Below are 19,616 nucleotides of genomic sequence, written 5' to 3'. Positions count from 1 at the left end.
CGGTTCACGCCCACGCAAGGTTGTGGAGTTCGGGGCCGTCCGAACCGTGTCGACCAGCCGGCTCGCAGACGACGTCGCCGAGCAGATTCGACAGCTCATCATCACCCGGGACATCGCCGAAGGTGCGCGCCTGCCGTCGGAACGTCACCTCGCGGAGATGTTCGGCGCCAGTCGGCCGATCGTCAGCCAGGCCTTGCGCACGTTGTCGCTCATGGGGCTTGTCGAGATCAAGCAGGGCTCGGGAGCGTACGTGATGCGCCGCCCGGAGTCGGGCCTGGCCGCCTCCGTCAACCTGATGCTCGACCTCGACAGGCAGTCCCTGTCACGCCTGGTCGACCTGAGGCTCTGGCTGGAGACGCTGGGCGCGACCGAAGGGCTGCGAAACCCCGAAACCGACCTCGCCGAGGTGAGGTCGGCGCTGCAACGCCTCAAGGAGAGCATGGCCCACGGCACGTCGGCGTGGATCGCCGCCGACACGGTCTTCCACGCGGCGGTCGTCCGGACCTCCGGCAACCCGTTCCTGACCTCGATCTACGAGGCGGTCCACACCGCGATCATCTCTTACGAGTACGACGACTGGGTCAACAGGGACCTGATCCCCGACTGGCTGTTACCGGACAGCGCCGACGCTCAGATGGCCATTCACAAGCCCATCCTGGACGGGATGACCGCCGGTGACGACACCGCCACCCGCGCCGCGATCCGTCACCACCACGAGGTGATGCTCCAGCACATCGAGCGCAGCCGCCGTTAGCGTCGCGAGAAAACATCGCGGGCCGCATGCCTTGAGGGGCTCACGCCGGGAAAGACGGCGGACGGGTGATCCGGCCCTCGGGCCGGCACGGGTGAGGTCCGTGTGACAGGACGGTCGCCACCTGAGGTGTCGGCTCCGCCACGACGAGATCCGGCTACTGGTCGACCTCGGCGCTGCCGTTGACGCGGAGCTTGCGGCGGGCGCGGTCGTAGAAGCTCTTGGGGCCGAGCCTGACCACCCAGGCGGCGGCGCGGATGGCGGTGATACCGAGCGCGTCCCCGGGTGTCAGGTGCGCGGCCACCGCGCCGTCCACCTCCACGGCGAGTCGTCCGCTCGTCGGCAGCAGATCGAGCACCACCCGCTCGTCGGCCGACAGCACGAGGGCCCGGTTGAACGACGAGTGCGCGGCGGCGGGAACCACCAGGAACCCCTCGACCGTCGGCGACACGATGGGACCGCCCGCGGAGAAGCTGTAGGCGGTCGACCCGGTGGGGGTGGCCACGATCACCGCGTCGGCCGCGTAGCGCACGAAGGGATGGCCCTCCACGGTGATCGACACCGCCGACAGCCCGTCACCCGGTATCCGCACCAGGGCGATGTCGTTGAACGCGGTCATCGTCGTGCCGTCGGGCAGGGTCGCCCGCACCGCCATGCGCGGCTCGACGCTGTAGTCGTGGTTGTCGATGGCCGACAGCGCGGGAGGCAGCTCGTCGACGTCGATCTCCGCGAGGAAGCCCAGCTTGCCGAGGTTGACGCCCAGGACGGGGAGCTTGCGCTCCGAGGCGAGCCGCATGGTGCGCAGCATCGTGCCGTCGCCGCCGAGGCTGACGAGCAGGTCGGCGCGGTCGACCAGGGTGGGGGCGTCGACCGCGACGGCGCTGCAGTCGATGCGCCCGACCTCGTCGGGCAGCCCGAGCACCGTGACGTCGCGGGCGCGGGCCCACTCCACGATCGTGTCGATGGCCACCTTCGAATCGCGCTGCGGGTGCAGAACCAGTCCCACGGTCTTGACCATCCCCATGCCTCACACTGTACGGGGAGCCGCCATCGGATCCGTACGCCGAATCCCGCGGTCCGCGAGATCGGGGTACGGCGGCGAGGAGCGGGCGAGCCCTTGGGCGGCAGGCCCCGCGGTGAGTGCGGGCACAGGTGCGAGCGCCGGGCACAGATAAGGGTTCGGCGGCGAGGAACGGGCTTCCAGGCGTAGGGGCTTTCGGGCGTGGCGGAGGTGGAGAGCCTCAGCCCTGGCGCCTTTTCTTCATCCGCGCCTCGTGGAGGTGGCGGCGCCCGCCGGCGAGCCGCTCCCTGATCCGCCTTTCCACGCCGGTGAAGGCGGCGTGGTAGCCGTCCTCGTACTCCTCCACGATCTGGAAGGTCCACCTGTCGGGGATGACGTCCAGGCCGATCAGCTCGCGGGTCACCATGTCGGCCATCTCGGGGTGGCCCGCGGCGCGCAGCAGTTCCACGGCCTCGTCGAGTTGCAGGTCGGCGTGGCCGGTCAGCTGGTGGAAGGAGTAGAGGTGCCCGCGAGCCCTCTCGGTCGTCTCCAAGGCCTCGGAGAGCTTGCCCAGGGCCTCGGCGGTCGCGTCGTCGACCTCGATATCGGCCCCGGTGCCGGCACTGCTGTCGGCCTCGGTTGCGGCATCGACGCGGGACGAGGCGTCGGGCGAGGTTCGGGAGGAGGCCGTCTCCGGCCGTACGTCGTGGGTCACCCGATCTCCTCCTCGCGGGGCGGCGGCGGTGCTCGGGGCGGTGTGCCGGATCTCGGTCGCTGTCGGCTGCACGCCCTCTGAGCTGTGGGAACGTGTCCCTACCCCGGGTGGAGAGCGTGAATCACCGGCTTTGGACCGTGCGCGAAGAGGTGGTCTTGAGGCAACACACAGTTAAATGCCAGGAAAGGTGGCTACCCTCCGTGGGCATGGACTGGCAGCGCAAGGCAAACAACGCACTTGTCAGGCTCACCGGATTCCAGCTTAACCGAGTAGGAAAAGTTGGTCCACCGGTAGCGGTGAGGACACCCGCGGCGGCGGCGGAGGAATCGTTCAGGCCGCCCTCGGACCCGAAGATCGACCGGCTGCTGATCGCCCCGATCTTCATCCTCTCGCCGGTGCGGTCCGGTTCCACGCTCCTGAGGGTCCTGCTCAACGCCCACTCCATGCTGCACGCCCCGCACGAGCTGCACGTCCGAAGGCTGCGGGTGGAGTTCGGCACCTCGCTGGCGGAGAAGGCGATGGGGGCACTCGGGCACGACCGGGCCGACCTGGAACACCTGCTGTGGGACCGCGTGCTGCACCGCGAGCTGGTCAAAAGCGGCAAGACGTTCGTCGTGGACAAGACTCCGGCCAACGCCTTCGCGTACCGGCGGATCGCCGCGTGCTGGCCGGACGCCCGGTTCGTCTTCCTGCTGCGCCACCCGGCGTCCATCGCGAGTTCGTGGTACGAGGCGGGCGCGGGCAAGAGGACGCCCGAGGAGGCGGCGCTCGACGCCCTTCGCTACATGAAGGCCGTGCAGCGGGCCCGGGGGGCGCTCAGCGGGTGCACCGTGCGCTACGAGGACCTGACCGCCGACCCCGAGACCGAGGGGCGCCGCCTCTGCGACTTCCTCGGCGTTCCCTGGGAACCGGAGATGCTGACGTACGGAGAGCAGTCCGTGCTGGAGAAGGGGCTCGGCGACTGGAAGGACAAGATCCGCTCCGGGAGCGTGCAGCCCGCGCGTGAGCTGCCGACGGCGGAGGAGATCCCCGAGCCGCTCAGGCCGATGTGTGAGAGCTGGGGATACCTGCCGCGCGCCACGGAGCCCGCGTGACGGCCCCGGGGGTGCCCGGAGCTCCCGGTGCGATGAAGATCCGCTACATGCTCCTGCACGCGTACGGCATGGGTGGAACGATCCGCACGGTGATCAACCAGGCGAACGCGATGGCCGCGGCCGGACACGAGGTCGAGATCGTCAGCGTGGTGCGCCGCAGGGAGAGCCCGCAGTTCCCGATCGACGAGCGCGTCCGTCTCCTGGCGCTGTCGGACCAGCGGGAGGCCAGGCCGGTCGACTCGGTGGGACGCAAGGCCTGGCGGCGGATCCGCGGCAAGATCGTGCCCGCGGGGGAGTTCGCGGCCTCCTACTTCACCGAGCGCGTGGAGTGGGCCGTCATCGAGTACGTCTCCGCGCTCCAGGACGGCATCCTGGTCACCACCCGTCCCGCGCTGAACCTCATCTCCGCCCGGCGCACTCCCGCGAGCGTCGTCAGGGTCGCCCAGGAACACATGAACCTGGCCACCCACCCCGCGGCGGTCCGGTCGGCGATCGCCCGCCACTACGGCGGCCTGGACGCGGTGGCCGTGCTCACCGGGACCGACAGGAAGGAATACCAGGAGCTTCTGCCCGACACCCCCGTCGTGCGGATACCCAACGCGGTCGGCCCGGTGCGGCAGCCGCCCGCCGAGCGGGAGGGGAGGCTCGCGGTCGCGGCCGGGCGGCTCGTCGGGCAGAAGGGGTTCGACCTGCTGATCCCCGCGTTCCGGCAGGTCGTCGACCGCCACCCGGACTGGCGGCTGCGCATCTACGGCACCGGCCCGAAGAAGGACAAGCTGCGCGAGCTCCTGAAGGAGCACGCGCTGGGCGACAACGTCACCTTGATGGGACGGACCGAGCACCTCGACGAGGAACTGGCCAAGGCGTCCTTCTACGTGCTCAGCTCGCGGTTCGAGGGGTTGCCGATGGTGATGATCGAGGCGATGGCCCAGGCGCTGCCCGTGGTCGCCTTCGACTGCCCGACCGGCCCGGCCGACGTGCTCACCCCCGGCGTCGACGGGCTGCTCGTCCCGCCCAAGGACGTCGACGCGCTGGCGGCGGCGATGGTCCGGCTCATCGAGGACCGGGAGTTGCGGGAGCGGATCGGGGCCGCCGCGATCGTCACCGCGCGCGACTACACGCCCGAGGTGGTCATGCCGCTCTGGGAGAACCTGTTCGCCGAGCTTCTGGACCGCGCGCCGGAACGGTAATACTTACCGGCTTTGCCTGACTTTCCGCTTTTAAGGGAAATGTCGCCCTGATTCATATTTCACATTTTTCGTCGCTGTGCTGTCGCGTTTTCGTGCGAGGCCGCGGGCGTGTCCGGGCGCCCGGGATATGGGCGTGTCCGGGACGACCGGGGAGCGTCCGGGATCGGCCGCCTGCGTGTCCGGGGTGCGCCCAGGTCGCGAGGACGTGGCCTGGGCCCGTTTCACACGAGGGGTTTCCGCGTCGCGGCGCCGGTCGCCGAGGATGCGTGATGCCGTGCCTGTCATGACGGACACCCCGGCCTGCGGAGCCCGTCGTATGCGTGCGGCGCCGCGATGAACAAGACATTCAATGTTTTTCGGGCATTTGGCGATGGCGACTTTTTTAATTGCCGGCCGGATCGTAGTCAATGCTTGACAGGTTATTTAAGGACCTCCCAATATTGAGGCGTCCACGATGGCGGGCCGTATCCGGCTCCGCGCATCGGGGGGTCAACGATTCTGCCGTTTCTGTCGCGGGTAATTGACGTTCCCCCCTGGCTGTTTCATGTCTTTTTCTCCCCTGTCAGATACGAGTACGGATCGGTGGTGTGTTGTGACGGAGTTCGAGGCTGGCCGGTCGCAGCTGAGCTTGAGTACGGACGCCGCGCGTAACCTGGCGACGACGACCAAGTCGACTCCCCAGATGCAGGAGATCACCTCACGGTGGCTGCTGCGGATGCTCCCCTGGACGCAGGTCTCGGGCGGCACCTACCGCGTCAACCGGCGGCTGAGCTACACGATCGGTGACGGGCGGGTGAGCTTCACCAACTCGGGGTCGCAGGTGGCGGTCATCCCGGCCGAGCTGTGCGAGCTGCCCCTGCTGCGCGGGTTCGACGACTCCGACGTCCTCGACGCGCTGGCGGGCAGGTTCGTCCAGCGCGAGTTCCAGGCCGGCGACGTGCTCGTGGAGGCGGGACAGCCGGCCGACGAGGTCGTGCTCATCGCGCACGGCAAGGTCAACAAGCTCGGCACGGGTCCGTACGGCGACGAGATCGTGCTGACCGTGCTCGCCGCGGGCGACCACTTCGGTGACGACGCGCTCGTCGGTGACGAGGGCGAGTGGCCGTTCACCGCCAAGGCGGTCACCGGCGGCACGGCGATGGTCCTGCCCCGGCACGCGTTCCATGAGCTGGCAGGGCAGGCCGAGCCGCTCCAGGCCCACCTGCGGCAGCGGGAGACGGCCGAGCGCGGGCCGCAGAACAAGTACGGCGAGGCCGCCGTCGAGGTGGCCGCCGGGCACGCGGGAGAGGCCGACCTGCCGGGCACGTTCGTCGACTACGAGCTCACCCCGCGCGAATACCAGCTGAGCGTCGCGCAGACGGTCCTGCGGGTGCACACCCGGGTGGCCGACCTCTACAACGACCCGATGGACCAGATCGAGCAGCAGCTCCGGCTCACGATCGAGGTGCTGCGCGAGCGCCAGGAGCACGAGCTGATCAACAACCGCGAGTTCGGGCTGCTGCACAACGCCGACCTCAAGCAGCGGATCCACACCCGCAGCGGCCCGCCCACCCCCGACGACCTCGACGAGCTGCTCAGCCGTCGCAGGAGCACGAGCTTCTTCCTCGCCCACCCGCACGCCATCGCCGCCTTCGGCCGCGAGTGCAACGCGCGCGGGCTCTACCCGCAGGGCGTCGACGTCGGCGGCAGCGGGGTGCCCGCCTGGCGCGGCGTCCCCATCTTCTCCTGCAGCAAGATCCCCATCACCTCCACCCGCACCACCTCGATCCTGGCGATGCGCGTCGGCGAGGACAACCAGGGGGTCATCGGCCTGCACCAGACCGGCATCCCGGACGAATACCAGCCGAGCCTGTCGGTTCGCTTCATGGGCATCAGCGAGAAGGCGATCATCTCCTACCTGGTCAGCGCCTACTACTCCGCCGCCGTCCTGGTGCCCGACGCGCTCGGCATCCTGGAAGACGTCGAGATCGGCCACTGAGGACGGGCCGGGCGACCCACCACCTTCGGACCGGCCGCTGAGCGAGGGAGAGCAAGGATGACGACCATCGAGATGTCGACGAACGGGCGGTCCGCGGGTGAGGTGCTCGCCTGGAGCCGGGACACGGTCGAGGCGACCCTGCGCCCGGCGGCCGACACGTTGCCCGCCTCGATGCGGCGAATCGCCGGATACCAGTTCGGCTGGTGGGACGAGCAGGGCAGGCCGTCCACGATCGGCGGGGGCAAGGCGCTCCGTCCCGCGCTCGCCCTGCTCTCGGCCGAAGCCGTCGGGGGGACCGCCGTCTCGGCCCTTCGACCGGCGGCGGCCGTCGAGCTGGTGCACGACTTCTCCCTGCTGCACGACGACGTGATGGACGGTGACCGGACCCGCCGCCACCGCCCCACGGCCTGGGCCGTCTTCGGCGTCAGCCCGGCGATCCTGGCCGGTGACGCGCTGCTGACGCTCGCCTTCGACGTGCTCGCGACCGGAGGGCACCCGGCGACCGCCGAGGCGACCCGGATATTCAGCACCGCCGTGCAGGAGCTCCTGGACGGCCAGAGCGCGGACGTCGCCTTCGAGGATCGCCGGGATGTCGGGCCGGCCGACTGCCTGAGCATGGCGACCGGTAAGACCGGGGCCCTGCTGGGGTGCGCGTGCGGGCTCGGCGCGCTGTTCGGCGGTGGCACTCCCGAGCAGGTCGAGCATCTCGTCGCCTTCGGCAGGGACCTGGGGCTCGCGTTCCAGCTCGTCGACGACCTGCTCGGCATCTGGGGAGATCCCGCGACGACCGGCAAGCCCGTCCACTCGGATCTGCGCAGCCGCAAGAAGTCCGTCCCGGTCGTCGCGGCCCTCACCTCGGGCACCCCGGCCGGACGGGAGCTGGCCGGGCTCTACCACCGGGAGCAGCCGCTCTCCGACGACGAGCTGGTCCACGCGGCCACGCTCGTCGAGGCCGCGGGCGGGCGCGACTGGACGCGTGTGGAGGCCGACGAGCTGCTCGCGCGGGCACTGCGTCACCTGGAGGCCGTGGGTGCGCCGCCCCGGCCCGCCGCGGAGCTGACCACCCTCGCTCGTCTCGTCACCCGCCGCGACCACTAGACGGTGCGGAGGCGGGCGGGCGCCTCCGCGTTCGTCTCCTCGATGGAGCCCTCAGACGAAGGCGCCGATGCCGGTGATCGCCCGTCCCACGATCAGGGTGTTGATCTCCCGCGTCCCCTCGTAGGAGTAGATCGCCTCGGAGTCGGCGACGAACCGGCCGACGTCGTAGTCGAGGTCGATGCCGTTACCGCCCAGGATCTCCCTCGCCCACCCCACGGCCTCGCGCATCCGCGCCGTGCAGAAGGCCTTGGCCATCGCCGAGTGCTCGTCTTTGTAGACGCCCGCGTCCTGGAGTTGCGCCAGCCGCACCACCATGCCCAGCGAGCAGGTGATGTTGCCCAGCATCCGCACGAGCAGGTCCTGCACGAGCTGGAACCCCGCGATCGGCCGCCCGAACTGCTCGCGCGTCCCGGCGTACTCCAGCGCCAGCTCGTAGGCGCCCATCATGCACCCCACCGCCTGCCACGCCACGCCTCCCCGGGTCTGCCGCAGGATGGCGCCGGTGTCGCGGAAACCGTTGGCCTTCTGCAGCCGGTTGATCTCCGGCACCAGGCAGTTGGTGAGGGTGATGTCGGCGTTCTGGACCGTCCGCAGGGCTATCTTGTTCTCGATCTTCGTCGCGGCGAAGCCGGGCGTACCCTTCTCGACCACGAATCCCTTGACTGCGCCATCGGCGCCGTCGGCCTCGTCCTTCGCCCACACCACGATCAGGTCGGCGAAGGTCGCGTTGCCGATCCAGCGCTTGGCCCCGTTGAGCACCCACATGTCGCCCTCGCGGCGGGCCGTCGTGCGCAGTCCGGCCGCGACGTCGGAACCCCCCTCGGGTTCCGTCAGCGCGAACGCGCCGATCTTCTCCATCGCCGCCATCGGCGCCAGCCACCGCTCCCGCTGCTCCTCCGAGCCCAGCCGGTCGACGCTGCCCATCGCGAGGCCGTTGTGGACGCCGAAGAACGTGCCCATCGACGGATCCACCCGGTTCATCTCCAGGACCACGAAGCCGGTCAGCAGGCTCCGCGCTCCCCGATAGGACAGGCCCGCGATGTCAAGCTTGGCGAACCCGGGAACCAGTTCGTGGGGGAAGCGGGAGTTGGTCCACGACTCGTTCGCGATGGGCGCGACCTCGCGCGCCATGAACTCCCGTACCCGGAGCACGATCTCCTTCTCGTGCTCCTCCAGCAGGTCGAAGTAGTCATAGAAATCACCGGTCGTCATCGGCGCGGCTCCCCTCCGGTAGTCGTGTCCCTGTCTTGGCCGAATGCCCGAAAGCCGGGGCATCAAGCGGAACACGCCGGAGACGATGAAGGCCCGGGGGATCCCCGGGCCTTCACGTCGGTCGCCGTCAGGCGTCACCCGGCCGCGACGCGGCCCCGGGCGGGACTACCAGCGGCGGGTGTAAACACGCACCCCGTCGGTCCGGCTGCGGCTCTCCTCGAGCTTGTCGGTGCCGTCGAAGATCGCGCGGTAGTCGCCGCTCTTGGTCGCGCGGGCCTTGGCGCGGAACTTACCCTGCCAGTTCGTGTCGGCGGAGGTCACGTACTTCCAGGCGCTGGAGCCGCGCTTGCGGAAGTAGATCTCCACCTCCTCGCCGCGTACGCCCTTCCAGCGCCTGTCGTCGACCTGGAGGCTGCCGGTGAAGTAGACCGAGCGGCCCTTGCGGACGCGCTCGGGGTTCGCGGAGAACCGGTAGACGCGGGTCTCGGCCTTCTCGGCCTTCTCGTGCACGACGGAGAAGTTGACCTCGTCGGTCACCTTCTTGCCGTCCTTGTCGTACGCGTCGGCGATCGCGACCCAGCGACCCTCGAAGTCGCTCTCGTCGAAGCTGGTCGTGAAGCGCCACAGGTCGCCCTTGTGCAGGAGCCTGGGCTCCTGGGCGGCCATGGTGCGGGCCTGGTCGGAGACCGGCCTGAGGCGAAGCTCGACGCGGGTGGCCTCGGTGGTACGGACCTCGATGGAGACCCTCGTGTCGTCGTCTCCCTTTACGACGACCGGGTTCGGGTCGATGTTGTCGATGCGCACACTGAGAGCGACTCGCTCCGCGGAGGCCGTTCCCGCGGACAGGAGCAGAGAGCTGCCCACCGCGGTCGACAGCAGGCCGATGGCGATTCGTTTCATCAAGACGCTTTCCTCTTCTCCCCGTTTCAGGAGACGGTCAGGGTTGACCGTTCCCGCATCCATAAGACGACACAGAAGCGGGTGATGTTGCCAAAAATCTCCAAAAAAGGAGGTTTAAGTCTCCGTAAGGTAACGTTTCTAGGCGGGAACGGCCAGGTCAGGCGCCAGTCGCCGGGTCCCGAAAATTTATTTGAAGCAAGTCCGTTATATCCGATTTGTCGGAATTCCCCTTGTGGGGCGGAGGGGTTGCGGGTGGGTTCGGTATCGCTAACCGGACATAACGGACAATTGGGGTGTGGTGTCGCGGTGTCGCCGGACGGATAGCGTTTGCGTATGAGTGCCACCATCGTCGCCAAGGACCTGGCCGCCGGACACGGCGACCGCGCGCTTTTCACCGGGCTCGACCTGGTGGTCGCCCCCGGTGACATCGTCGGCCTGGTCGGGGTGAACGGCGCGGGCAAGTCAACCCTGCTGCGGATCCTCGCGGGGCTGCTGCCCGCCGAGCACGGCTCCGTGCGGCTCAGCCCGCCCTCGGCGTCGGTCGGCTACCTGCCCCAGGAGCGTGAGCGCCGCGCGGGCGAGACGATCGCGGAGTTCCTGGCCCGCCGCACCGGGGTGGCCGCCGCGCAGCGCGCGCTGGACGCCGCGACCCAGGGGCTGGTGGAGGGCGCCCCGGGCGCCGACGACGACTACGCCACCGGTCTGGAGCGCTGGCTCGCCCTGGGCGGCGCCGACCTGGAGGACCGGGCCGCCGAGGTCGTCGCCGAACTCGGCCTCGCCGTGGAGCTCGACCGGCCGATGACGGCGCTCTCCGGCGGCCAGGCCGCGCGGGCGGGCATGGCCTCCCTGCTGCTCAGCCGATACGACGTCTTCCTGCTGGACGAACCCACCAACGACCTCGACCTGGAGGGGCTGGAGCGGCTCGAACGCTTCGTCACCGGGCTGCGCGCCGGGACCGTCCTGGTCAGCCACGACCGCGAGTTCCTGGCCAGGACCGTGAACAGGGTCGTCGAGCTCGACCTCGCCCAGCAGCTGGTCAGGGTGCACGGCGGCGGCTACGAGGCATACCTCGCCGAGCGCGAGGTCGCCCGTCGGCACGCCCGCGAGGAGTACGAGGAGTACGCGGGCACCGTCGCCTCCCTCAAGCAGCGCGCGGGGATGCAGCGCGCCTGGATGGAGAAGGGCGTCAAGAACGCGCGGCGAAAGGCGCCCGACAACGACAAGATCGGCCGCAACCTCCGTACCGAGACGACGGAGAAGCAGGCGGCGAAGGCCCGCCAGACCGAGCGGATGATCGAGCGGCTGGAAGAGGTGGAGGAGCCCCGCAAGGAGTGGGAGCTGCGCATGGAGATCGCGGTGGCGCCGAGGTCGGGCGCCGTCGTCGCGACGCTGCGCGACGCCGTGGTCCGGCGCGGCACGTTCACCCTCGGCCCGGTGAACCTGGAGGTCGGCTGGGCGGAGCGGGTGGCGATCACCGGCGCGAACGGCTCGGGGAAGTCCACCCTGCTCGCGGCGCTTCTGGGCCGGCTCCCGCTGGAGGAGGGCAACGCCTCGCTCGGTCCCGGCGTGGTCGTCGGGGAGGTGGACCAGGCGCGCGGGCTCTTCCTCGGTGACGAACCCCTGGTGGACGCCTTCGGCGCGGCCGTGCCCGACATGGTCCCCGGTGACGTCCGCACGCTGCTCGCCAAGTTCGGCCTGCGCGCCGCGCACGTGCCGCGCCCGGCCGCCACCCTCTCGCCGGGGGAGCGGACCCGGGCCGCGCTCGCGCTGCTCCAGGCGCGCGGGGTGAACCTGCTCGTGCTGGACGAGCCGACCAACCACCTGGACCTGGCCGCGATCGAGCAGCTGGAGTCCGCGCTCGCCTCCTATCCCGGTACGCTGCTGCTGGTCACCCACGACCGCCGGATGCTGGAGGCGGTGCACACCACCCGGCGGATCCACGTCGACGAGGGCCGGATCGCCGAAAGGTGACCGAGACGCCCGCGGGACCTGACTGATGACGTAACTTTCGCAAGTCTCTGCAAGTAATTGCTTCTTTTGCCTTATAGTTTCATCATGACGCGACGGCTTGCAGAAGTGGCCAAGAAGGTCGGGATGAGCGAGGCGACGGTCAGTCGCGTGCTCAACGGGAAGCCCGGCGTGTCCGAGGCGACCCGTGAGGCCGTCCTCACGGCGCTCGACGTGCTCGGCTACGAGCGGCCGACCCAGCTGCGAGGTGACAGGGCGCGGCTGGTCGGGCTCGTCCTCCCCGAGCTGCAGAACCCCATCTTCCCCGCCTTCGCCGAGGTGGTCGGGGGCGCGCTGGCCCAGCAGGGCTTCACCTCCGTGCTGTGCACCCGGACCCTGGGCGGCGTCTCCGAGGCGGAGTACGTCGACCTGCTGCTCCAGCAGCAGGTGTCGGGGGTCGTCTTCGCCGGAGGCCTGTTCGCCCAGGCCGACGCCCCCCACGACCACTACGAGCTGCTGCGGGAGCGACGCCTGCCGACCGTGCTGGTGAACGCCGCGGTCGCGCACCTCGCCTTCCCGCAGGTCTCCTGCGACGACGTGGCCGCCGCCGAGATGGCGCTCGGCCACCTGCGCTCGCTGGGCCACGAGCGGATCGGCATGGTGCTCGGCCCTCCCGACCACGTGCCCTCGCGGCGCAAGCTGGACGCGGCCGACCTCGACCCCGAGTTCGTGGAGCACACCATGTTCTCCCTGGAAGGAGGGCACGCGGCGGCCGCCCGGCTGATGCGAAAGGGCGTGACCGGCGTCATCTGCGCGAGCGACGTGATGGCCCTGGGCGCGATCAGGGCGGCCCGCAGGGCCGGGCTCTCCGTGCCCGACGACGTCTCGGTGATCGGCTACGACGACTCCGCGCTGATGAACTGCACCGACCCGCCGCTGACGACGCTGCGCCAGCCGATCGACGCGATGGGACGCGCGGTCGTCGACCTGCTCGCGGCCCAGATCGACAAGGCCCTCGTCCCCGCCGACGAGCTCCTCTTCGAGCCCGAACTGGTGGTCAGGGCCTCGACCGGCCCGGTCAAACGCTGAGGGGCGCCGATCGCGAGGCGGGGGCGTCTCCCCGCGCCCGGTGAGGCGGCCGACGTCCTTCGATCCCCGGTCCTCCCGCGGGTCGGCCCGCCGGAGCTCCGGGGCGGGGCATCCTTGGTGCTCGGGCGACGACGCCGCGCCGCAGGACCCGTTTCAGATCACACCACGGATGATCTAGCGGTTGGACATCATTATATTCCGAGTCCGTGTTTATTTATTACGAATATATGTCGTGAAAATGTGTCGGAACATCCCCGTTCTTCCTGAGGGTGCGCCCGGCGGATCCTCGTCGCCCGCGCTTTCCCGCGGCGGGCTCGGGTCTCTCCGTCGAGCCCTACGACAACCGGCTGCCCGGGTGGAACCGGTGGCCGAGCCGGTCGTGCCGGCCGCCGCCCTCGGCATCGTGGTGCGCCGCAGGCGCCGGGCCGCCGCCTCGGCGAGCTGGTCCTCCCTCCGAGGTCGCGGCCCGCGGCCCGGTGGCCGTGCCGGGCGGGGAGACCCCGCCCGGTGCTCACTTCGAGACGTAGAGGATCTTCCAGCTGCCCGCGTACAGGCAGTTCAGGGAGGGCTTGGAAGCCTTGCGCTCGGAGCAGACCTTGAGCTCGACCTGGTAGAGGTCGTGCTGGGTGAACGAGAACGACTTCGGGGTGCCGTAGGAGCAGTCGACGACGCTGCGGTGCTTGAACGGCAGGTTCTTGCCGTCGGGGGTGCGGTAGGTGAGACGGAAGACCGCCCAGCCGCAGGAGGAGTCCCTGGTCAGGTCGTAGACCTTGCCGGAGATCTTGCCTCTCTCGGCGGCGGGGATGTCGGCGTGGTCCTCACCGTAGACGGTGATCGAGCCGTGCGTCTTGGCCCTCCTGCCGGGGGCGTAGTAGGTGCCCCACGGGCCGGCGCCCTGCTCCGCCGTCGCGTCGGCGGTCGCCGGGCCGCTCCGCGTCGGGGCGGTCGCCGCCTGTGCGGTCGCCGGGGCGATGGAGACGAGTGCGGTGGCGAGGGCGAGTCCGGTGAGAAGGCGGCTGATCGTCATGGGAGGGATTCCTTTCCGGCTGTTGTGACCACAGTGTGTGATGGGCCGCTTTCAACCGGGTTGACCGCTCACTGCAAACGAGTATCAGCCACTTATAAGAGGGAATGTGGAGTCAACAGGAGGTAAGTGCATGGAAGCGCTGGGAATAGACATCGGCGGGTCGGGGATCAAGGGTGCGCCGGTGGACGTCGCGAGAGGGCGGCTGACGCGGGAGAGGCTGCGCGTGCCCACACCGAGCCCCGCCAAGCCCGAGGCGGTGGCCGAGGTGGTGGCGGAGATCGTCAAGCATTTCGCCTGGGACGGGCCGGTGGGGGTCACCTTCCCCGGGATCGTGCTCGACGGGGTCGCCCGGTCGGCCGCCAACGTGGACAAGGACTGGATCGGCACGGACGCGCGGAAGCTGTTCTCCCAGGTGACGGGGTTGCCCGTCTCCGTGCTCAACGACGCGGACGCGGCCGGTCTGGCCGAGGTGGCGGCGGGGGCCGCGAGGGGCAGGCCGGGGGTGGTGATGATGCTGACCTTCGGCACGGGGATCGGCAGCGCCCTGCTCATCGACGGCCGCCTGGTGCCCAACACCGAGCTCGGGCATCTGGAGATCAGGGGCAAGGAGGCCGAGAAGCGCGCCTCCGACCACGCGCGCGAGGCGCACGACCTCGACTGGGCCGAGTGGGCCGAGAGGGTGCAGGAGTATCTGGAGCACGTCGAGGCGCTGTTCTCTCCTTCGCTGTTCATCATCGGAGGAGGGGTCAGCAAGAAGGCGGACAGATTCCTGCCCCTGATCAAGCTGCGCACCCCGATCGTCCCCGCGGCGCTGCAGAACGAGGCAGGCATCGTGGGCGCGGCCATGGCGGCCGTGTGAAGACGCCGTCTTACCCCGGTGTAGCCGCCCCGTCGGCCCGGACGTGGACGTCGATCGGCGCGCCACCACGTACCAGCGTGTTGTAGATCGGGCAGCGCGCGCTGAAGTCGTCGACGTACCGCAGGCCCTGTTCCTCCGTGACGTCCGCGAACCTGAAGTGGAGCTCGATCCGTTCGAAACGAGTGCTGTCGTTCTCGTCGACGAGGTACGAGCCGGTCACCTCCAGCTGCGGATACGGCAGCTCCCACTCCACCGAGCGTGCCGCGATGATGTTCAGCGCGCACCCGGCGAGGCTCGCCAGGAAGTACTCCGCCGTGCCCGGATGCGCCGGGTTCTCCAGCAGCTTGCCGTTGTCGATCGTGAACGTCGCCGGCTCGCCGTCCGCGACGAAACGCCCGGCGACCTCCGTCGTCCTCAGGGTCAGCGCGTAGGGCCTCCTCTCCGTCGCGGTCATGCCTTACCGGCCAGCCGGTTCGGGACGCTCTTGAGGCCGAGGTGCTCGCGCAGCGTCGAGGTGGTGTACTCGGTACGGAAGACGCCGCGCCGCTGGAGTTCGGGGATCACAAGGTCGACGAACGTGGCCGCCGGCCCTGGCCAGTAGGGCTGGCAGATCGCCACGCCGTCGAACGCGCGATCGTGGAAGTTGGTCTCGATGAAGTCGGCGAGCTGTTTCGGGTCGCCCACGATCGCGGGCTGCGAGATGGGGTTGTTGCCCATGTAGTGGGTCAGGTCCTCAAGGGTGATGTCCTCGTCGTCGAAGCTCGCGACCGCGTTGTCGATGATCCAGGCCTTCTCCGGGATCAGGGTACGGTCGATCGCCTCCAGCACCCGATCCGTGCCGGTCCGCCCGGACAGGTCGAGTCCGAGTTGGCCCGAGAGCACCTCCGGCACGAACACATTGGTGTTCAGATCCTGCACCTCGCGGAACTTCGCGTGCGCGTCGCGGGCGTTCTCGGCGACGTAGGGGGTGATGCCCGAGATGAGCAGGTGGTCGTCCTCGTCACGCCCGTGGCGCACGACACGGGCCTTGATGTCGGCGTAGTACGCCTTGTTCCACGCGGCGTCGCGCCAGTGGATGAACCGCATGTCGGCGTACTTGGCGCCGTACTCCAGAGAGCGTTCCGAATATCCCGGATGCAGGAACGGCAGGTGGCCCTGCGGCGGCCGGGGGAAGTTCAACGGGCCGCGGATCGCGAAGAACTCGCCCGAGTGGTCGAGCCGGTGGGCCCTGGTGACGTCGTGGTAGACGCCTTTCTCCTTGTCCGCGACGAGCCAGCCGTCCTCCCAGCTGTCCCACAGGTCGAAGAGCACCTCGGTGAACTCCTCGGCCCGGTCGTACTTGTCGTCGCCCTCCGGGTGTCGTTCCCTGCCGAAGTTGAGCGCGGCCGAGGTGTCGGAACCCGTGACGATGTTCAGGCCGAGCCGCCCGCGCGAGAGATGGTCGAGGGTGGCGGTGATCCGAGCGATGTGGAACGGATCGTTGTACGTCGTGTTGAACGTCACGACGAGCCCGACCTTCTCGCTGAAGGCCGCGGCGTAGGCCATGGTCGTGAAGCCCTCGATCGCGAACAGGTGGTCGTGGGAGGCCTGGACGTTCTTCCCGGTGTAGGAGAAGTTCCCGCGCTGCGCGGAACTGGTCAGCGAGTTGCCGACGAAGTAGAAGTCCAGCTTCCCCCGCTCGGCGATCTTGACTCCCTCGGAGACGAGCACCGGATCCGTGTATCCGTCCGCCTGGGCCTCCGGCAGCCGCCAGGCGCTCGAATGCCGTCCGACGCCGCTGTAGACGAGTCCGAGTTTCACATGCTGATGGGCCATGTCGAGGCTGACCTTTCTTTGTTATCGAAGAGTGGAGGCGGGTTTGCGTCGCAGGGGGCCCTGCTGGTCCACCCCCAGGTACGACAGGAGTTCGGCCCGGTAGGCGAGCAGGTCGGCGCCCGGGATCGAACCGTCGTTCGCCCGTTCCACCTGGAGCGCGTGTGCGATCCGCCCGTCGCCGAGCACCAGGACCCGGTCGGCCAGCACCACCGCCTCGTCGACGTCATGGGTCACCAGCACCACGGTCGGTGCGTGCCGCTCCCAGATCGTGACGACGAGCTGGTGCATGGAGATCCGGGTGAGGGCGTCGAGCGCGCCGAACGGCTCGTCGAACAGCATGAGCCGGGGCTCCCGGACGAGGGCGCGGGCGAGGGCGACCCGCTGTGCCTCCCCGCCCGACAGGGTCAGCGGCCAGGCGTGGCTCTTGTCCGCGAGCCCGACCTCGGCGAGCGCGGCGAGGGCGGCCGGGGCCGACGTGCGCGGCAGCCCGATGGTCACGTTGTCGAGCACGCTGAGCCAGGGGAACAGGCGCGCCTCCTGGAAGACGACCGCGACCCCGTCCGGCACCTCGACGCGACCCGCGTCCGGCTGGTCGAGTCCGGCGAGCAGGCGCAGGAGCGTGGACTTGCCGGAACCGGACCGGCCGAGGAGGGCGACCACCTCGCCCTCCTCGACCCGCAGATCGAGGTCGTCGAGGACGAGCTGGCCGCCGAACCTGCGGGAGACGCCGTCGGCCAGGTCGAGCACCCTAGCCAAGGGTCGTCACGTCCACGTAGTTCTTGGTGAGGTCGGGAACGCTGTCGCGGAAGCCGAAGCGCACGGTCTGCTCACCGACTTCCTTGATCTGCGCGAGGAGCGCGCTGTCGATCGGGACCACCTGGACCGGGTCGAAGCCGAGGACGATGTCGACCAGGTTGGCCGGCTGCCCGTCGGCCAGCCGTGCCTTCCTCTCGATCTCGCGGTCGGCCTGGATCCGCTTGGCCTGGTCGACCAGCCCGTCGAACACGCCCTTCACCGCGGCGGGGTTGGCGTCGAGGAAGCTCCGGGTGACCACGAACAGGCTCCAATTGCGCGCCTTCGTGCCGGCGTTGGTGGTCAGCACCGTGGTGTCCTTGATCAACTGTGCTGAGGCCAGGAAGTTGTCCCAGGTCGCGAGGGCCTGGACGTCGCCGCCGGCCAGCGCGGAGACGCCGTCGGCGGGGTTGGCGATGTAGACGGTCTCGACGTCGCTCGCCTTCAGGCCGGCCGACTCCAGCGCGGCGAGCAGCACGTACTCGCCGGTCGAACCGCGGGTGCTCACGGCGACCTTCTTGCCCTTGAGATCGGCGACGGTCGAGACGCCGGCGTCGTTTCGCACGACGATGCCCTGGTTGTTGCCGTTGTTGAGGCTGAGGGCGAAGGCCACGAGCGGCGATGCGGTGTCGGCCTCGTTGAAGAAGGTGGCGACGGAGTTCGACGTGAAATCGATCCGGCCGGCCTTGGCCGCCTCGGATGCCTCGACCGGCGCGAGCGGACCGTTCCACTCGACGGATCCGCCGACGCTCTTGAGCGTGTCGGCGACCGCGTTGCTGTCCTCCGCCAGCGTCCACAGGCTCGTGCCGCCGAAGTGCCCGACCCGGGCGACGACCGGCTCGCCGTTCGCCGCCTGCGCTGTCTCCGTCGCGGTGGCCGAGGGCTCGGTGCCGCCGCCGCAGGCGCTCAGCGCGAGTGCCGCCACAAGGGTGAGGCCGCCGAGCAGGCGATGCCGGCCGTGGACGCGGAGGGAGGTGTTCATCAGGGGTTTCCTTACTTTCTTGAACCAGCGGACCGGGGAGCGTCCGATGTGGTGCTAAACGCCGCTGTGGGCCTGCCGCCAGCGGAAGATCCTGCGTTCGAGCAGCGCGACCAGCGCGTCGGTCACGAGTCCCAGCACCGCGTACAGGACGACGCAGAGGATGACGATCTCGCCCTGGCCGTACTGGCGGGCGTTCGTCAAAAGGAACCCGATGCCGGTTACCGCGTTGAGGCTTTCGGCGAGCACGAGCACGGCCCACGTGATGCCGAGGGCGTACCGGATGCCGATGAACACCGAAGGCAGGGCGCCGCGAAGCAGCACCCGGGTGGAAAGCTGGTACGCGGTGAGGCCGTACACCTTGCCCGCCTCGACCAGGCGCCGGTCGACGTTCCTGATGCCGCCGAAGGTGTTGAAGTAGACCGGGATCACGGTGGCCAGGATCACGAGGAGCACCTTGGTCTCCTCGCCGATGCCGATCCAGAGGATGAGCAGGGGGAGCTTGGCGGTGAACGGGACCGCGCGGAGGATCTGGACCGGCTTGTCGAACACGTACTCCGCCCAGCGGGAGAACCCGGCCAGCACACCCAGCAGGACGCCCGCCGCGACGCCGATCGCCGCCCCGATCAGCCCGCGGGTGACCGTGACTCCGATGGAGGTCCACAGGAGACCCGTTTCGGCGAGTTCCATCGTGGAGGCGACGACCCGGGCCGGAGACGGAAGGAACTGGGCGGGGACCGCGCCGATCGCCGTGGTGACGGTCCAGATCACGACGATCGTGAACACGCTCAGCCACGGCGCGAGACGCAGGCCCAGTCGTGGCCATGCTGGGCCTGGGCGAGCGGCGATGGAACTCATCATGACCTTCTGTGCCGAAATTCATGCAATACAAGTCGGGTATGCATGAATAGTAGCGGCAGTTATGGCAGGACCGAAACCCCCAAGTCGGTCATATCGCTCGCCGCCGCGGCGATGTACCTCGCGGCGTTCAGTCCGGCCTTGGGGTGGCGCCATGGGTGGTCGCTGTCCGCGGGCCCATGAGGCCGGTGGTGGTCGTGGTGATCGACGTACTCGTCCGGGTTTCGGTGCCCCGGGAGTTTCGGAGGCTCCCGCGAGACGCGGGCCGGGAGCCCGGTGGCCGGCATCGCACCGCCGCCAGGCCCGGGGGGG

The 19,616-nt window shown here is 69.4% G+C and carries 18 protein-coding genes; 8 read left to right on the top strand and 10 right to left on the bottom strand.

The annotated features are described in order from the left end of the window. Positions 1 to 46 precede the first annotated feature (46 nt). Positions 47 to 754 carry a GntR family transcriptional regulator gene (locus AB0B96_RS24780; protein ID WP_362902197.1) on the top strand — a complete coding sequence of 236 codons (708 nt, stop codon included), beginning with the start codon at positions 47 to 49 and terminating at the stop codon, positions 752 to 754. Positions 755 to 908: 154 nt separating this feature from the next. Here AB0B96_RS24780 and AB0B96_RS24775 read toward each other — a convergent pair whose 3' ends face one another. Next, positions 909 to 1,775, bottom strand: coding sequence for an NAD(+)/NADH kinase (locus tag AB0B96_RS24775; protein ID WP_350946051.1), 867 nt, complete (start codon positions 1,773 to 1,775; stop codon positions 909 to 911). A 217-nt stretch (positions 1,776 to 1,992) separates the two neighbouring features. Then, positions 1,993 to 2,466, bottom strand: coding sequence for a hypothetical protein (locus AB0B96_RS24770; RefSeq protein WP_362902195.1), 474 nt, complete (start codon positions 2,464 to 2,466; stop codon positions 1,993 to 1,995). 296 nt (positions 2,467 to 2,762) lie between these two features. Here AB0B96_RS24770 and AB0B96_RS24765 point away from each other — a divergent pair, with 296 nt between their 5' ends. The 4 genes from AB0B96_RS24765 to AB0B96_RS24750 all read left to right on the top strand — a co-directional run bounded on the left by AB0B96_RS24765 (position 2,763) and on the right by AB0B96_RS24750 (position 7,826). Then, positions 2,763 to 3,560, top strand: a complete 798-nt coding sequence (locus AB0B96_RS24765; RefSeq protein ID WP_362902193.1) for a sulfotransferase — start codon at positions 2,763 to 2,765, stop codon at positions 3,558 to 3,560. Then, entirely contained in the window at positions 3,557 to 4,750 is a 1,194-nt protein-coding gene (locus AB0B96_RS24760) for a glycosyltransferase family 4 protein (RefSeq protein ID WP_362902191.1), read from the top strand. The genes AB0B96_RS24765 and AB0B96_RS24760 overlap by 4 nt, the downstream gene beginning before the upstream one ends. Before the next feature lie 592 nt (positions 4,751 to 5,342). Then, positions 5,343 to 6,728: a family 2B encapsulin nanocompartment shell protein gene (locus AB0B96_RS24755; RefSeq protein ID WP_362902189.1), complete on the top strand. Its 1,386-nt coding sequence runs from the start codon at positions 5,343 to 5,345 to the stop codon at positions 6,726 to 6,728. A 57-nt stretch (positions 6,729 to 6,785) separates the two neighbouring features. Continuing rightward, complete coding sequence (locus tag AB0B96_RS24750; RefSeq protein ID WP_362902187.1) at positions 6,786 to 7,826, top strand: family 2 encapsulin nanocompartment cargo protein polyprenyl transferase; 1,041 nt, start codon at positions 6,786 to 6,788, stop codon at positions 7,824 to 7,826. A 51-nt stretch (positions 7,827 to 7,877) separates the two neighbouring features. Here AB0B96_RS24750 and AB0B96_RS24745 read toward each other — a convergent pair whose 3' ends face one another. Both AB0B96_RS24745 and AB0B96_RS24740 read right to left on the bottom strand, forming a co-directional pair. Next, positions 7,878 to 9,038, bottom strand: a complete 1,161-nt coding sequence (locus AB0B96_RS24745; RefSeq protein ID WP_362902185.1) for an acyl-CoA dehydrogenase family protein — start codon at positions 9,036 to 9,038, stop codon at positions 7,878 to 7,880. 165 nt (positions 9,039 to 9,203) lie between these two features. Further along, on the bottom strand, positions 9,204 to 9,938 hold the full coding sequence (locus tag AB0B96_RS24740; RefSeq protein ID WP_350946058.1) for a hypothetical protein: 735 nt from the start codon (positions 9,936 to 9,938) through the stop codon (positions 9,204 to 9,206). Between the two features lie 333 nt (positions 9,939 to 10,271). On the opposite strand from AB0B96_RS24740, the gene AB0B96_RS24735 reads away from it, so the two are divergent. Together AB0B96_RS24735 and AB0B96_RS24730 are read left to right on the top strand one after the other, a co-directional pair. Beyond that, on the top strand, positions 10,272 to 11,909 hold the full coding sequence (locus tag AB0B96_RS24735; RefSeq protein ID WP_350946059.1) for an ABC-F family ATP-binding cassette domain-containing protein: 1,638 nt from the start codon (positions 10,272 to 10,274) through the stop codon (positions 11,907 to 11,909). An 84-nt stretch (positions 11,910 to 11,993) separates the two neighbouring features. After that, positions 11,994 to 12,974, top strand: coding sequence for a LacI family DNA-binding transcriptional regulator (locus AB0B96_RS24730; protein ID WP_362902182.1), 981 nt, complete (start codon positions 11,994 to 11,996; stop codon positions 12,972 to 12,974). Between the two features lie 511 nt (positions 12,975 to 13,485). Here AB0B96_RS24730 and AB0B96_RS24725 read toward each other — a convergent pair. Next, positions 13,486 to 14,001 (bottom strand): hypothetical protein, encoded by a 516-nt coding sequence (locus tag AB0B96_RS24725; RefSeq protein WP_362902180.1) that lies wholly within the window; start codon positions 13,999 to 14,001, stop codon positions 13,486 to 13,488. A 130-nt stretch (positions 14,002 to 14,131) separates the two neighbouring features. Between AB0B96_RS24725 and ppgK the strand changes: the two genes are divergently transcribed. Next, positions 14,132 to 14,860: a polyphosphate--glucose phosphotransferase gene (gene ppgK / locus AB0B96_RS24720; RefSeq protein WP_362902178.1), complete on the top strand. Its 729-nt coding sequence runs from the start codon at positions 14,132 to 14,134 to the stop codon at positions 14,858 to 14,860. Positions 14,861 to 14,870: 10 nt separating this feature from the next. Here ppgK and AB0B96_RS24715 read toward each other — a convergent pair whose 3' ends face one another. Genes AB0B96_RS24715 through AB0B96_RS24695 form a run of 5 tightly spaced genes read right to left on the bottom strand, consistent with a single transcriptional unit; the run spans position 14,871 to position 19,304 of the window. Continuing rightward, the gene (locus AB0B96_RS24715) at positions 14,871 to 15,314 is read right to left on the bottom strand and encodes an OsmC family protein (RefSeq protein ID WP_362902176.1); all 444 of its coding nucleotides are present in this window, start codon (positions 15,312 to 15,314) and stop codon (positions 14,871 to 14,873) included. Next, positions 15,311 to 16,675 carry an NtaA/DmoA family FMN-dependent monooxygenase gene (locus AB0B96_RS24710; protein WP_362902174.1) on the bottom strand — a complete coding sequence of 455 codons (1,365 nt, stop codon included), beginning with the start codon at positions 16,673 to 16,675 and terminating at the stop codon, positions 15,311 to 15,313. Before AB0B96_RS24710 ends, AB0B96_RS24715 begins: the two co-directional genes overlap by 4 nt. Before the next feature lie 21 nt (positions 16,676 to 16,696). Next, positions 16,697 to 17,422 (bottom strand): ABC transporter ATP-binding protein, encoded by a 726-nt coding sequence (locus AB0B96_RS24705; protein ID WP_362902451.1) that lies wholly within the window; start codon positions 17,420 to 17,422, stop codon positions 16,697 to 16,699. A gap of 1 nt (position 17,423) precedes the next feature. After that, positions 17,424 to 18,449, bottom strand: coding sequence for an ABC transporter substrate-binding protein (locus tag AB0B96_RS24700; RefSeq protein WP_362902172.1), 1,026 nt, complete (start codon positions 18,447 to 18,449; stop codon positions 17,424 to 17,426). A 54-nt stretch (positions 18,450 to 18,503) separates the two neighbouring features. After that, entirely contained in the window at positions 18,504 to 19,304 is an 801-nt protein-coding gene (locus tag AB0B96_RS24695) for an ABC transporter permease subunit (protein ID WP_362902170.1), read from the bottom strand. Positions 19,305 to 19,616 lie beyond the last annotated feature (312 nt).

It is taken from the genome of Streptosporangium sp. NPDC049046 (assembly GCF_040649155.1).
In the GTDB taxonomy this organism is placed as follows: domain Bacteria; phylum Actinomycetota; class Actinomycetes; order Streptosporangiales; family Streptosporangiaceae; genus Streptosporangium.
Note: the sequence above shows the minus strand (reverse complement) of the source record. Positions and strands in the feature narration are given on the sequence as shown.

Excerpts from the sequence above, each read along its gene's own strand:
- AB0B96_RS24775 (WP_350946051.1), bottom strand. The coding sequence starts at position 1,775 with ATGGGGATGGTCAAGACCGTGGGACTGGTTCTGCACCCGCAGCGCGAT.
- AB0B96_RS24750 (WP_362902187.1), top strand. The coding sequence starts at position 6,786 with ATGACGACCATCGAGATGTCGACGAACGGGCGGTCCGCGGGTGAGGTG.
- AB0B96_RS24745 (WP_362902185.1), bottom strand. The coding sequence starts at position 9,038 with ATGACGACCGGTGATTTCTATGACTACTTCGACCTGCTGGAGGAGCAC.
- AB0B96_RS24740 (WP_350946058.1), bottom strand. The coding sequence starts at position 9,938 with ATGAAACGAATCGCCATCGGCCTGCTGTCGACCGCGGTGGGCAGCTCT.
- AB0B96_RS24735 (WP_350946059.1), top strand. The coding sequence starts at position 10,272 with ATGAGTGCCACCATCGTCGCCAAGGACCTGGCCGCCGGACACGGCGAC.
- AB0B96_RS24730 (WP_362902182.1), top strand. The coding sequence starts at position 11,994 with ATGACGCGACGGCTTGCAGAAGTGGCCAAGAAGGTCGGGATGAGCGAG.
- AB0B96_RS24725 (WP_362902180.1), bottom strand. The coding sequence starts at position 14,001 with ATGACGATCAGCCGCCTTCTCACCGGACTCGCCCTCGCCACCGCACTC.
- ppgK (WP_362902178.1), top strand. The coding sequence starts at position 14,132 with ATGGAAGCGCTGGGAATAGACATCGGCGGGTCGGGGATCAAGGGTGCG.
- AB0B96_RS24715 (WP_362902176.1), bottom strand. The coding sequence starts at position 15,314 with ATGACCGCGACGGAGAGGAGGCCCTACGCGCTGACCCTGAGGACGACG.
- AB0B96_RS24710 (WP_362902174.1), bottom strand. The coding sequence starts at position 16,675 with ATGGCCCATCAGCATGTGAAACTCGGACTCGTCTACAGCGGCGTCGGA.
- AB0B96_RS24700 (WP_362902172.1), bottom strand. The coding sequence starts at position 18,449 with ATGAACACCTCCCTCCGCGTCCACGGCCGGCATCGCCTGCTCGGCGGC.
- AB0B96_RS24695 (WP_362902170.1), bottom strand. The coding sequence starts at position 19,304 with ATGAGTTCCATCGCCGCTCGCCCAGGCCCAGCATGGCCACGACTGGGC.